Consider the following 13,559-nt stretch of genomic DNA (forward strand, 5'->3'; position numbering starts at 1 on the left):
TATGCAATCAAAATTAAGCTTCTGAACCTAACATCACTTTTGACTGTTTTCTTTCCTGTAATGATTGCTTAATCACAGCATAGCCGGAAGATACACCTAAGTATGCAATCACGAAGGCTACCAATAAATCCGGAAATACGGTGCCTGTTCCAAACACACCTACAGCAGCAAAAATAACAGCAATGTTCGCAATAGAGTCATTTCGACTACACAGCCAAACAGAGCGCATATTGGCATCACCATCCCTAAATGCATAAAGCATAAGCGCAACAGAAACATTCGCAATTAAGGCGATTACCCCAATTGTGCCCATGACCATCGGTTCAGGTGAAACGCCATGAAAAAATGACCATACGACTTTTGCAATGACGAAGAAACCAAAAGCTGCCATGGTTAATCCTTTAACCAGTGCTGCGGTTGCGCGCCAGTAAAGGCTCATCGAAAGTACAACTAAAGACAAAGCATAATTTGCTGAATCTCCTGCAAAATCGAGTGCATCTGCCCACAATGAAACAGATTGGGCTTTATAACCGCCTACTATTTCAACCACAAACATGAGTGCATTAATCACAAGTGCAATCCACAACGCCTTTCTAAAACGTGGGCTGACTTTCTTTGTAGGGGAACATGTTGAAGCACATCCACATCCGGCCATTTTATTTCCTCAAAAACTCTTTTATAGTGATTAAAAACCCTTGAGTAGCTCCAGAGTCAAGTCTTATGAGTCTTTCTATTGGCCAATTATCAAAAAAATCCGATGTTCCTATCGATACTATTCGCTATTACGAAAAAGTAGGTGTGCTGGACCGTATTCAGCGCTCAGAAAATAATTATCGTATTTACACAGATCAAACGCTCGCAGACCTATTATTTATTAAACATTGCCGCGAATTAGATATTTCCCTTAACGACATTAAAACGCTAAAACAGATGAAAGCTCAGCCGAAACAGGCTTGTACGGAAGTTGATAATTTGGTGAATAAATATTTGATTGAAGTATCGGAAAAAATTGAACGACTTTTGCTTTTAAAAGAAACACTCATCGATTTAAAACAGCACTGCTCTACCGACCGCACAGTAGACGAATGCGGCATTTTAAAAGAACTGCAAAATAATCTTTAACTCAATTTAGAAGCCAATAAAAAAGCATCACTCATGTGATGCTTTTTTAATATTAATGGTCGCTATGTTCGTCTGGTGGAACTTCAGTAATTCTCCCACCGCGAGCTAAAAATGCAGCAACCTCATCTTCCAATGCTTGGCGCTGTTTTTGTTTCGCAGTTACGGTAAGCGTTTCTGCTTCTGCAAGATCGGCATCCGTTAAGTTGCCTGCTTCTTCATCAGCCGCACCGCTCTCAGCCGCTTTGGCTTCATCTTCATCTACAGCAGAATCTTCTGCATCTTCATAATCATTGATATCTGTCATATTTACACTCCCCACAATGATTTGTATTGCATCATCGCTATGGCCTTTGAGACCTCAGAAATTTAGCAATCTCTTTGCATTTAGCAAAGAGCCAAATTGGTCAAATCCGTATCTTTTCTGACCGAATTGGTAATGATATATAAATGATTGTTTAAAAAATATCTACTGATATTTATTTAGACCAGTAGAGCATAAACTTCGTAATTATTTTAACGACTATACAGGGTGTTTTGTAAAGCCCCTAAACCGTTCGCTTGTTGCATAAAACGCTCTTTTAAGAACGAAATTTGTTCAACCTGCTTAAGTCCTACATTTCGAGCCAAAATAAATGGGAACAACTCAGAACTTTCTAACCAACCAATCGCAGACATGCTATGCATCATCGCATCGTTTTGTCCTTTACGGCGGTGTTCATAACGTCTTAATGTTTGTTCATGCGCCCACACACCACGGCCTAAATCATGCAGTAGCGCATCACAGAGTACAGCGGCATCTAAACAGCCAATATTTACCCCTTGGCCAGCAAGCGGATGGATAACATGAGCGGCATCACCGATTAGGGCTAAACCAGCCTTCACATATTGTTTTGCAGCACGAGCCTTAAGTGGGAACTGTGCTCTTGAACGAACATCGAGCACTTCACCCAACATATGCTGGCTTTCACGAGTTAGAAGCTGCATAAATTCAACATCACTTAAAGCCGAATATTCATCGGCATAATCATCTGGCAGTGTCCAGACAATTGACTGCCAGTAGCCATTTTCACTTACATCCAGACTCGCCATTGGCAAATATGCCAAAGGTCCAGTAGGTAAGAAAATTTGACGAGCAACATGTTGATGCGGCTTAGACGTTTTAATTGCACAGCTGATGGCTGCTTGTTTGTAATCTAGGACATCTAGGTCAATAAAAGCTTGCTCACGTACAAATGAATTGGCACCATCTGCGCCAATAAGCAATTTAGTTTTAAGTGTTGTGCCATCAGCCAATTGGATATGCCAACACCCAACACCTTGCTCAATACGTGTCACGCGCACTTGAGTACGATAATCGGTTAACTGCTCTAGCATTTTTTGCTGAATGGCAACATTCAATACACTCGGCTCAACCATAGAACCCAAGGCTTGCTCTGGCATTGGTCTTTGTACAGACTCATGACCAAAATTAATTTCACCATAGCCATTTAAGTTCCACACTTGCATGCCGGTATAAGGCATTTGACGTGCTAAATCATCCCAAACATTCACTGTTTTCAGTAAATGAATCGTGGCTTGGCTAAGTGCTAAAACACGCGGATTCATCACACTTAATGTTTTTTCAACATCAAGTACAGGGGCAGCATCCAGCACGGTAGGCTGTACACCACCTTGCGCAAGTAATAGAGCAGTTAAGCCACCGACCAGTCCACCACCAACAATAACTATATCCAAGACTTCACTCATGCTTTTAACCCCATTGCATAGTTCGCTACCAAGGGCTTAACACCCGGAATCACATCAAATGCAATTAATCCCGTATTACGAATTAATTTTAATAATGGATTTTGGTTACTGAAACCACGAACGACAGTATCGCAGAACTTAATTACTCGCTGTTGGTCTGATAAACGGGCTTGTTCATAGGCAAGCAAATTATCTGGGTTACCAATATCATCAGATGCGCTTAGCTGGTTTACCAAATAACGTAGCAATACATCTGCATCACGTAGGCATAAATTAAAACCTTGCCCTGCAACTGGATGAATGGTGTGCGCTGCATTGCCCATTAAAATAACGCGCCCAACCGCTTGTTTATGCGCAAGTACTTGTGAAAGCGGATAGCTAAAACGTTTGCCTGTTTTTTCAAATTTACCCGCTCTGTCACCATAAGTTTGTTGCAAGGCACTTAAAAAATGCTGGTCGTTTTCTTCACCTAACCACTCATCTTCAGTGCCCTTTTTAACAGGCCATACCACTGAGCGACGATATTCACCTGGCAACGGCAATAAAGCTAAAGGTCCTAATGCACTAAAACGCTCAAACCCTACCTGCTCATGCGGTTTTGAAGTCTGAACAGTCGTAACAATCGCAACCTGATCATAGTCGTGGACATCAACACCCACACCAATTGCTTGACGACAGAAAGAGTCGCGCCCATCTGCTGCAATTAATAATTTTGACTCAAGCTTTAAAAGTTCATCACCACGCTGAGCTTCGATATGTACTTGTTCAGCATCTTGAGTTAAAGCAGTGACTTGTACGCCATCAATTAGCTCAATCAAAGGTTGTTGGCGTACTTGAGTTAATAAAACTCGACCAAGCCACGCATTCTCAATGACTTGTCCAAAGCTTTCGACTTTTTCTTGTTCTGCAACTAAACGTGCTTTACCAAAACTGCCTTGCTCAGTAATGTGAACTTGCAAAATTGGAGTGGCGTGCTGTTGTAATGCATCCCATAACCCCAGCTTCTGATAAATCTGTACGCTACGACGTGATAAAGCCGTATTACGTGCATCGAAACTGGAATGGTAAGGGGCAACATTTTGATCATCATAGTTTGGGTATTTCACGGCTTCTAATAGCTTGACTGCGATATTAGCCTTCGCCAGCATCAGGGAAAGGCTCAAACCCACCATACCCCCACCTACAATAATCACTTGTTGTTGCATCGAATTTGCTCCTTTGGCGAATACGTTTAATTATGCTTTAGCTTGCGCCATTAAATGTTCAATATCTGCAATATCTTTAACTACGTCAGCAGTTAAAACTCGTGGGCCTTTTGACGTTGCGACCACATCATCTTCAATACGAATACCAATACCACGCCATTTTTTATCTACAGTTTCGTCATCTGGTGCAATATATAAACCTGGTTCAACAGTAACAACCATGCCCTCTTCATATTGGCGCCACTCGTCATCTTTTTTATAAGAACCGACATCATGTACATCCATACCTAACCAGTGGCCCGTACCATGCATATAAAACTGACGATATGCTTCATTTTCAATAAGCTCGCTCACATTACCTTTGAGCAAACCTAAATCAACTAAGCCTTCAGTTAAAATTTTGACCGCAACCTCATGAGGCTCACGGTACGCATTACCAATACGTACTGCGTCTATCGCCGCATATTGAGAGGCCAGTACCACTTCATATAATGCTTTTTGTTCTGGACTAAATTTTCCGTTCACTGGAAAAGTACGGGTAATGTCCGATGCATAAAATTCATATTCACAAGCAGCATCAATTAAAACTAAATCACCATCTTTGAGTGGCTGATTATTTTCAACATAGTGCAAAATGCAAGCGTTAGCCCCACCACCAACAATACTGTTATATGAAGGCACACAGCCGTTTTGCCCAAATATATAATTGAGCTCGGCTTCTAGTGCATATTCCATCATGCCAGGGCGAACAGTTTGCATCGCACGGGTATGTGCTTTAGCACTAATTTTTGAGGCAATTTGCATCAGCTCAATTTCTTGCGGTGATTTAATTAACCGCATTTCATCAATAATGCGATCAAGTTGAATTAACTGGGCTGGAGCAGCTTCATGACGGTGCTCTGCATTTGCTTTTTTAATCCATTGGCTTACTCTGGCGTCAAATGCAGCATTGTGCCCAATTCGATAATAAAGGCGTTCTTTATTTAATAATTTTTCAATAATTTCTTCATCAAGCAGATCAATTGCATAAGCTTCATCTGCTTCGTACTCTTCAATTGCGCCATCGATTCCCGCACGATAACCATTCCAGATTTCCATCTCACGGTTACGCTCACGGCAAAAGAGACTATAGCTATAGTCAGTAACGTCATCAAAGGTTTCTATAACAGCTACTGCCTCAGGCTCTGCAAAACCAGTCAAATAGAAAAAACTACTATCGGCACGGAATTTATAATCCGCATCACGATTACGGTACATTTCCTCACGCGTTGCAATAATCGCAATGCTGTTTGGACCCATTTTTTCTGCTAGACGGTTTCTGCGATGTTGAAAATCAGCTTGAGGCAATTTCATAATGATCTACTTGATTTAGAATTTTAAAGTCAAAAAATTAAACACAGCCAATAACACATCGCCTCAATTAACTTGGGCGATGTGGTGTAAACATTTCTACAATATTTTGATCTGTAGTGCCTACAGCAGAAGTTTTACTTTTTGCATAAAAGTTTTTCAATAATGAACTTTCAGCAACTGTTACTTTCTTTCTGCCAATAGATAAACTTACAGGAATAAGGCGTACAAATTCGTACAATTCTTCGTAACTGCTTTCGCCTTCTTCGTCGTTATCAGAGTCTTCAAATTCTACTGCTGCTACATCTTGCAAATGTTCAATCAATTCTCGCTCATCAGCACGGACATGACCCGATGCCAAGCCAAAGCCAAGAACAACACCCGCACACCAGTCTGATAATGCTTGTACGCGATCTTGTAGGGTGTGTTCATCATCTGGAAGCATTGGCAAATAGTCCAATTCATCTTCCGATAAAGCATGCGCTACATCTTCTGTTTCATCAGTTAAAAGCGCTAAAGCTTCTTCATTTAAATCAGGTACATTAAGAGTTGTTAAAATTTGTGTCCATTCTTCACGCGTTGGCGCTTCTGTCACGCAAACAATACCTGTTAGTAAACCATGTAACTCACTAGGGCTTGAAATTTCTTCAATTCCTTCAAAATGAGCGTTCCATTCTGTCCAGCCTGAAATATCGTCTTGCATTCGTTTATCCAATCTCTATACTTCGTATATATTACCTTTGATTGCAATTCTGTGCGACCTCGTTATGTTAGAACAATTACAGCGGCTACAAGCGCATATTGGCGTTTTAAAAACACGCTTACATCATCTAGAGAGTGAAAATTCTACTCTCTCGGAAGCTAAAGAACTGGCTGAAACAGAGCATCACGCACAAGTTGTGCAAAAAAATAGCATCATTACTAAAAAACAAGAGGAAATTGAGACATTAACTGAGCAATTGACTCAGTTACAAGGCCAATTTCAACAATTGAATCAAGATGCTAATACACTTGCTGAACGTTATAGCCGTCTAGAAAAAAGTACCACTGATTTAAAAAATCGTTTTCAAGAAATTTTGGCAGAGCGTAATGAGTTACGTGTAACCAAAGAAAAACTTCAGTCACATCAACGGCAGACTCAACAAGAATTGCATGATTTACAGCAAGACCGTGATCGTTTGTTACAAAAAAATGAACTTGCCAAAGCCAAAGTTGAAGCGATTATTCAACGTTTAGCAATTTTAGGTACAGCTCAAGATCAAAATGCACAAGAAATTCAGCAACTTGCTCACCCAAATGCTGAAACTGGCGAGGAGACGCAATCATGAGTGAACAGGTCATGGTAGAGCTTCGGCTTATTGAGCAAACTTTTAGACTTGCGACTACCTCTGATAAAAGAGAAGAACTTGAGCGTGCGGCTGAACTTCTCAATGAGAAATTTAACGAAATGCGTCGCAGTGCTCCGCGTGTTGAGCATAACAAACTGGTCATTATGGTTGCCCTACAGCTCACCCAAGAAGTATTAAGCTTGAATAAATCTTTGCAAGAATATACACACTGTGAACGTCTACTACAGGCAATTTTGGAAGATGTTGGACAAACTGTTTAATTAACCTCTTTCAACAAAAATGCCTTGCGCTATAAGTTAATAGAGCAAGGCATTTTTTTATTGAAGTCACCTCGTGTGTCTCATGATTACTATATGTACTTTTAGTGTACAAAGCTTCATCAAATGAAGACTAACTTTACAGTTCAATAAACTCAGACGATTGCCAACTGGATAAGATCGTTTATAATTAAGCTATCTCTGGGATGTTCGCCAGCGGGTCTATTCCCCTGCCGATACTTAAACTTATGGATTGCGTTCTGTATATTTAGAGTGTATGCCTACCTTCGAGTAGGAAACCCAGCAAGTGTACGTCGCGTCCACCTTGAACTCATCGGGTTCAGGGTAACGACACATGCAGCGGCATCTTCGGAGTATTTATTTTCTAGAAAATATGTATAATTTTTATTTCAAATTAAAGTCTCTATACAGACCTGTCAGTCTATTATTCATTTATTAATTAAACTTAAAAATTAGTGAATTATCATTTATTAATTATTGTGCATTTCTTTTCAAACATTCTTGATACCAACCTGTTTGAAAATCTTCGATAGCTTTCCGTTTAAAAAAACTCGTTTTGAATACTTTTGCAGCATAAGCTGAGTTAATTAAGTCTTGATAAAACTGCTTTGCTTTTTGATCTGTAAGACTATCAGCAATTTGTTGCAATTCCTGCGCTGGTACTTTTTTCTGTCGAGCTTCCATTACGTTGTAAGCAACTTTTTTCACGATATTACAAATATCTGGATCATCTGTATTCTCATTAGCATAGCAACCCGTTGCAAGAAAACTTATTAATAATATTTTAAATTTCATATCCCTACCTTGTATTAATTATTCAACTTCCATTTAAGATAACCAATAGATAAAAACGATTTTTCTTTAAATGTTCATGCAGGATTGATGACATAAAAGTAAATCATCATGACCCCTAACAAGATAGAAGCAAGTATTAAATAGGTACCAATCGTATTAAAACTCTGCAAAAATTTTATGATTTGCATTTCAAGTCCAATGAAAAATTTAAATAATGAACATCAATAAATTTAGCATATCTAAATAATGCCTATCAATTCACAATTATCAATTTTTACGTGACACTATACAATTTTTTAATTATCGCATTTTATTCCTAAACTTCCTTTATAGTAATCCGTTGCACTTTTCAAATCTGAAAGTAGTTTCTCTTCAGTATAGGGCTTTGGTGAAATTCTGATTAAGGCGGGCATGTACTGTTTTTTGTACAGATCAGGATAGTCGTGACATAAAATTTTCACCTTAACTTCCTGCGGTGTTTTAGGATTATCCAATTGGTCTAAATACTCACCAATTTTTCGGTCAGATTCTTCAAATTGAGCTTTATAGTCAACTTGAGGAGCTTCTGAGTCTGCCTGTTTGGTACAGGCACTCAGTAAAGCACTACACATCATCATCGTTAAAATTTTTAACTTCATAGCCTTCACGGTTTCATATTCATCTTTAAATATACTTATCCTGATTACATGTAAATAAATACTGTAGATACGTAAAAAAGCTAAAAAACTTATATAGATGCCTTTTCTAGAGAAAAGTAATTTTTATGTTATCGATTAAACTATATTGTTTTTTATAGTACTTAAATTTCGGTAAAACTATAGAAAAATAGGTATAATTTTGGACGACTGATTTCAAATCTTTATTAGATTTATACATGAGCGAACTAAGTTTTATTAGAAAAAATTTAAGATCTAAAAGACGTTCTTTAACCCAATTTGAGCAAAAACAGGCTCAACTTAACGTTTTACATTACCTAAATAGACTTCCTATTTTTCACTCTTCAAAAAAAATTGGCTTATATCTACATGCTTTCGGTGAAATTCATACCGACCTTCTTATCAAACTCTGCTTTAAAAATAACAAAAAAGTCTATTTACCTATGATTTGTTCAATGAATCAACGTTTAGTGTGGATAAAAATCAATAAAAACCAATATTTAAGTCGACGTTTTTCTCATCATCCACTCGGAATGAAAGAACCTATGGCAACGCGAGGAAAACATGTCTCAGAGCTTGATTTACTGCTTATGCCGCTTTTAGCTTGTGATTACTACGGGACACGTATTGGTATGGGAGGTGGTTATTATGATCGTACATTGGCAAGTGCTAATCATAAACCTTACCGTTTAGGGCTGGCTCACCAATTTCAATTTATTGAACATACTTTAGAACGTCAAAGCTGGGATCAGCCCTTAGATGGTTTACTCACACCACAGCACTTTTATTATTTTAAAAGATGATTTTTATATAAAATTTATAAAAAATAATATTTTAAAATATATCCTTTTACTTTTTTAGTCCCTTTAAACGAAAAAAAGTAACCATCCTAGGGATGATTACTTTTTCGTGACAGGCTGTTTACCAACTTATATTAACACGTCTATTCGGCGCTAAGCATTGAATAAGTTGAGAATTGTGACCACCTGAACATTGCTGATATAAATCAGTCTGGCTATTCGCTTGTATTTGAATACGGTTTGGGTCTATCCCTTGTTTTACAAGTAATTTGGCAACTGTATTCGCTCGTTTAGATGATAACTCTTGGTTATAACTAAATTTACCTAATGGATCTGCGAATCCAGAAACAATAATAGGTGTTGTTGATGGGGTTTGCTTAATCTGATCGACAACGTTGTCCATATTGTTTAGACCTTGCTGTATTGCACTAGCATCAGATCGATCAAAAGCAAATAAAACGCTCGCTGTACGTCCATTAACCGCAGTACTACTTGCAGGAGGTTGATTATTTTCGCCCCAAGCCATCAATCCTTCACATGCTTCACCTTTCCAAGATAAACGTTCAGCCAAATATTTTTTATTAAAATCAATGCGTAACTGACAACGTTGGTATTGATTACTATTTGGTACACGTATATCTAGTACATAGTTCCAGACTTTTACTGCAAAAAGTCCTTCACTAAATTGTGGATTGCCGAGTAAAGCTCGAATCTGGTCTTTATTTAGCCCTAAATCTAAACGCGCAACGTCATCATACTCATAACGTTTTACTTGCTTAAGATAACTATCTGATACTTTAGGAAACGTAACATTTTTTTGAGATACTGCTTCTTCTTGTGCATAACTAACCATTGCTAGGCCAGAAAGAACAGCAATAAATAACGCTTTAACTGTATTTTTCATATTTTTACTCTCGAAATGGAGAATGAGGAAGGACTATGCATTCCTCGCCTAGCGAAATTAGTCAATTACACCACTAATACCGATACGAACACTTGGATCACCTTGAGAAGCTGCAGCTACACCACCAGTTAGCGACCAACGTCCATTATCAGCAGTTTTACGTAAAGTCACACCGACAGCATTCTCACCACCATGATAAGCAGCGCCAACAGCATAAGTGTATTTACCAGCTACAAATGGTGCATTTTCTAATGCCATCGCAGCGGCAATACCTGCATTCGCTCTTTTCTCAACATCGTCAATACGTTGGTTTGTCGCATAGAATGCTTGTTCAAGCTTGTTACTTACATTATCAATTTTGGTATTTAATGTTTGGTCGGCTTGATTCAATGCACCTATCGCATCACCAACATTGTTGTAAGATTTATCACCTACGTTATATGTTGGATTTGAGAAGCTTTGGGTAATATTGTCATAACCTGCTCCACCACCTAAGTAGTTTACAAGTGCCTGATTTGTGGTGTTAAGTTGAGAACCATTTACTGCATCTTTTGAAGTCGCCGTAACTGCTCCCGCTTTAACACCAGTTACCGTACGGTCACCTGCTGTTCCAGCAACATTAACCTGAGTACCACCAGTATCTTTACCAACAGTAATCGCTGCATCTTTATCAGCTTGCTGAACTAAACCTGATTTACCATTGTTAATATTGCTGATGTCAGTCTGGAGATTCGAAATATCCCCCGTATTCTTATTGACCTGTTGTTGAACAGTCCATAACTGACCTCCATTAACAGCATCTTTAGAACCTTCTGCTATAGTACCGTTTGCTACATTTTTAATGGTTGTACCATTAGTACCACCAGCTAAAGTAATAGAGTCTTTGTTAACTGATCCATCACTATTTTTATCGTATTGCACAGCACTATTAGCAAGAGCACCAACGTTATTGTTTATGCTACTTATTGCGCTATCTAGTTGTCCTTTGTTTACAGCATCTGTAGAAGAAACACCTGCTGCTACATTACTTATCGTTTTATTACCAGCACTAATTCCAGAAGTAGTGATACTCGGACCGCCAGCAATAATTAAACCTGTTGATCCTAACTGAACATTATCACCAACTTTTACGCCAGTCGTATCGATAACCGTATTACCAGTCGTGACACTATCAACCTTCAAGTTTTTGTTTAGTGCAACTTTAATATTGCCTTCGTTGTCAGTCTCACTAGTTTGAGCAACAGTTAAGTTATCATCACCAGTAAAGTTCACTTTACCATTTGGCTTGATGTTTTTAGCAGTCGCACCATCACCATTAGCTGAAACTGTCCAGCCTGCATTTGCTGCATTACCTGCATCAGTGACTGCTTTATCAAGTGCTGTTAAAGCGTCACCGACATTATTTGCACTTGTACCTGCAACATTATAAGTCGGGTTAGAAATCGAACCATCTGTATTAGCTTTAGCACCACCGCCAAAGATACTTGCAGTTGTATTTGTAACCTGTGTTACACGATTATCTACATGATCAAGCTGACCTTTGTTCACTGCATCGGTGGCATTGGTGCCTGCTGCTACGTTACTGATGGTGTTCCCACCCGCATCAATACCTGTCTTGGTCACACTTGGTCCACCAGCGATAGTTAAACCATTGCTATCCAGCTTGCTGTCACCTGTGGTTACGCTGTCCAGATCCAGATCACGATTCAGTCCATACTGAATTGTATTGCCGGTCTTGGTCACTTTCAGGTTGGTTTCACCCGCAACTGTACCAATATCAACTGTATCGCCAGCTTTTACTGCAGCCGCATTTGATCCATTGCTTTGTAAAGTCCAGCCTTTGTCTAATGCCGTAATTGCATCGCCCACGTTATTGACGTTGTTGCCATTCACGGTATAGGTTGGCGAGCTGACTGCACCTGTAGTGCTGTCATAGCTTGCACCACCCCCCAGATTGTTGGCTGTGCTGTTACCCAAGGCATCGGTCTTGTTATTGCTTGACGTGCTTAATGCATCAAGCTGGCCTTTGTTCACTGCATCGGTGGCTGCTGTGCCCGCACTAACATTGGTAACTTTCTCACCATTGGCATCCAGTCCGTTTGCTGTCAACTTCCCTGCAAATACAGGCGCATCTGCAAGTTGAATGTCAACCGTATTGCCACTGATCACCGTCTTCACATTCGAGTTCGAACCTGACGCTGTCAGACCACCTGTGATATTCAGGGTTTCACCCAACTTACGGTCAACACTGCCGCTGTTACCTGCAAAGGTAATCGGTTTAACCACTTCATTGTTCAGGTTAGTTAAGGCATCACCGACATTGTTAGCATTAACCGTCGTACCGTCAGTTTTAGTGGTGACATAGGTTGGTGAGCTTACTGCACCGGTAGTGCTGTCATAGCTTGATCCACCACCCAGGTTGTTGGCTGTGCTGTTGCCCAGGGCATCAGTCTTGTTGTTGCTTGACGTGCTTAATGCATCAAGCTGGCCTTTGTTTACTGCATCAGTGGCATTGGTGCCTGCTGCTACGTTACTGATGGTGTTCCCAGCAGCATCAATACCTGTCTTGGTCACACTTGGTCCACCCGCAATGGTTAAACCATTGCTATCCAGCTTGCTGTCACCTGTGGTTACGCTGTCCAGATCCAGATCACGGTTCAGTCCATACTGAATTGTATTGCCGGTCTTGGTCACTTTCAGGTTGGTTTCACCTGCAACCGTACCAATATCAACCGTATCGCCAGCTTTGACTGCAGCAGCATTTGACCCATTGCTTTGTAAAGTCCAGCCTTTGTCTAATGCCGTGATCGCATCGCCTACGTTATTGACGTTGTTGCCATTCACGGTATAGGTTGGCGAGCTGACTGCACCTGTAGTGCTGTCATAGCTTGATCCACCACCCAGATTGTTGGCTGTGCTGTTGCCTAGGGCATCGGTCTTGTTATTGCTTGAGGTGCTTAATGCATCAAGCTGACTAACATTGACAGCATCAGTCGAATTAGTTCCTGCCGCGACATTGGTAATCTTCTGGTTAGCCGCATTAATACCTGCAGTCGTTACACTTGGACCACCAGCGATGGTTAAACCATTGGTGTCTAACTTGCTGTCACCTGTGGTTACGCTGTCCAGATCCAGATCACGATTCAGTCCATACTGAATTGTATTGCCGGTCTTGGTCACTTTCAGGTTGGTTTCACCCGCAACTGTACCAATATCAACTGTATCGCCAGCTTTTACTGCAGCCGCATTGGTACCATTGCTTTGTAAAGTCCAGCCTTTGTCTAATGCCGTGATCGCATCGCCCACGTTATTGACGTTGTTGCCATTCACGGTATAGGTTGGCGAGCTGACTGC

15 protein-coding genes and 1 other RNA gene are annotated in these 13,559 nt (G+C 40.0%); 5 read left to right on the top strand and 11 right to left on the bottom strand.

The genetic code is table 11. The features are described from left to right. Window positions 1-13 precede the first annotated feature (13 nt). Complete coding sequence (locus ACLCEG_RS05570) at window positions 14-655, bottom strand: cation transporter (protein WP_019458261.1); 642 nt, start codon at window positions 653-655, stop codon at window positions 14-16. Window positions 656-720: 65 nt separating this feature from the next. Between ACLCEG_RS05570 and ACLCEG_RS05575 the strand changes: the two genes are divergently transcribed. Further along, window positions 721-1,122: a MerR family transcriptional regulator gene (locus tag ACLCEG_RS05575; RefSeq protein ID WP_077164767.1), complete on the top strand. Its 402-nt coding sequence runs from the start codon at window positions 721-723 to the stop codon at window positions 1,120-1,122. Window positions 1,123-1,174: 52 nt separating this feature from the next. Here the strand turns inward: ACLCEG_RS05575 and ACLCEG_RS05580 are convergent, their stop codons facing one another. The 5 genes from ACLCEG_RS05580 to ACLCEG_RS05600 all read right to left on the bottom strand — a co-directional run bounded on the left by ACLCEG_RS05580 (window position 1,175) and on the right by ACLCEG_RS05600 (window position 6,126). Continuing rightward, entirely contained in the window at window positions 1,175-1,426 is a 252-nt protein-coding gene (locus tag ACLCEG_RS05580) for a hypothetical protein (RefSeq protein ID WP_004703010.1), read from the bottom strand. 209 nt (window positions 1,427-1,635) lie between these two features. After that, on the bottom strand, window positions 1,636-2,868 hold the full coding sequence (locus tag ACLCEG_RS05585; protein WP_410566506.1) for an FAD-dependent monooxygenase: 1,233 nt from the start codon (window positions 2,866-2,868) through the stop codon (window positions 1,636-1,638). After that, window positions 2,865-4,073, bottom strand: coding sequence for a 2-octaprenyl-6-methoxyphenyl hydroxylase (gene ubiH / locus ACLCEG_RS05590; RefSeq protein ID WP_174742892.1), 1,209 nt, complete (start codon window positions 4,071-4,073; stop codon window positions 2,865-2,867). The genes ACLCEG_RS05585 and ubiH overlap by 4 nt, the downstream gene beginning before the upstream one ends. Before the next feature lie 30 nt (window positions 4,074-4,103). Beyond that, window positions 4,104-5,426: a Xaa-Pro aminopeptidase gene (gene pepP, locus ACLCEG_RS05595; RefSeq protein ID WP_212511774.1), complete on the bottom strand. Its 1,323-nt coding sequence runs from the start codon at window positions 5,424-5,426 to the stop codon at window positions 4,104-4,106. Between the two features lie 67 nt (window positions 5,427-5,493). Further along, window positions 5,494-6,126: a UPF0149 family protein gene (locus tag ACLCEG_RS05600; protein WP_004703017.1), complete on the bottom strand. Its 633-nt coding sequence runs from the start codon at window positions 6,124-6,126 to the stop codon at window positions 5,494-5,496. A 64-nt stretch (window positions 6,127-6,190) separates the two neighbouring features. On the opposite strand from ACLCEG_RS05600, the gene ACLCEG_RS05605 reads away from it, so the two are divergent. The 3 genes from ACLCEG_RS05605 (at window position 6,191) to ssrS (ending at window position 7,408) form a co-directional block, all read left to right on the top strand. Next, complete coding sequence (locus ACLCEG_RS05605; RefSeq protein ID WP_004703019.1) at window positions 6,191-6,751, top strand: hypothetical protein; 561 nt, start codon at window positions 6,191-6,193, stop codon at window positions 6,749-6,751. After that, a complete protein-coding gene (locus ACLCEG_RS05610) occupies window positions 6,748-7,032 on the top strand; it encodes a cell division protein ZapA (protein WP_410566508.1) in 285 nt (94 codons plus the stop codon). The genes ACLCEG_RS05605 and ACLCEG_RS05610 overlap by 4 nt, the downstream gene beginning before the upstream one ends. A gap of 192 nt (window positions 7,033-7,224) precedes the next feature. Beyond that, a non-coding RNA gene (gene ssrS, locus ACLCEG_RS05615) (6S RNA) lies at window positions 7,225-7,408 on the top strand. Between the two features lie 116 nt (window positions 7,409-7,524). Here ssrS and ACLCEG_RS05620 read toward each other — a convergent pair. The 3 genes from ACLCEG_RS05620 to ACLCEG_RS05630 form a co-directional block, all read right to left on the bottom strand. Further along, window positions 7,525-7,845, bottom strand: coding sequence for a hypothetical protein (locus tag ACLCEG_RS05620; protein WP_100192839.1), 321 nt, complete (start codon window positions 7,843-7,845; stop codon window positions 7,525-7,527). A gap of 74 nt (window positions 7,846-7,919) precedes the next feature. After that, window positions 7,920-8,033, bottom strand: coding sequence for a hypothetical protein (locus ACLCEG_RS05625; protein WP_079393447.1), 114 nt, complete (start codon window positions 8,031-8,033; stop codon window positions 7,920-7,922). A gap of 108 nt (window positions 8,034-8,141) precedes the next feature. Continuing rightward, window positions 8,142-8,483 (bottom strand): hypothetical protein, encoded by a 342-nt coding sequence (locus ACLCEG_RS05630; protein WP_410566510.1) that lies wholly within the window; start codon window positions 8,481-8,483, stop codon window positions 8,142-8,144. Between the two features lie 236 nt (window positions 8,484-8,719). On the opposite strand from ACLCEG_RS05630, the gene ACLCEG_RS05635 reads away from it, so the two are divergent. Beyond that, complete coding sequence (locus tag ACLCEG_RS05635; protein WP_200000823.1) at window positions 8,720-9,304, top strand: 5-formyltetrahydrofolate cyclo-ligase; 585 nt, start codon at window positions 8,720-8,722, stop codon at window positions 9,302-9,304. A 118-nt stretch (window positions 9,305-9,422) separates the two neighbouring features. Here ACLCEG_RS05635 and tpgA read toward each other — a convergent pair whose 3' ends face one another. Next, window positions 9,423-10,205: a trimeric autotransporter adhesin/peptidogylcan-associated protein TpgA gene (tpgA, locus tag ACLCEG_RS05640; protein ID WP_410566513.1), complete on the bottom strand. Its 783-nt coding sequence runs from the start codon at window positions 10,203-10,205 to the stop codon at window positions 9,423-9,425. A 57-nt stretch (window positions 10,206-10,262) separates the two neighbouring features. After that, the coding region (locus ACLCEG_RS05645) for a YadA-like family protein (protein ID WP_410566515.1) at window positions 10,263-13,559 on the bottom strand (3,297 nt) is incomplete at its 5' end.

It is taken from the genome of Acinetobacter sp. H1(2024), from assembly GCF_046557555.1.
GTDB classification, from domain to species: Bacteria; Pseudomonadota; Gammaproteobacteria; order Pseudomonadales; family Moraxellaceae; genus Acinetobacter; species Acinetobacter seifertii.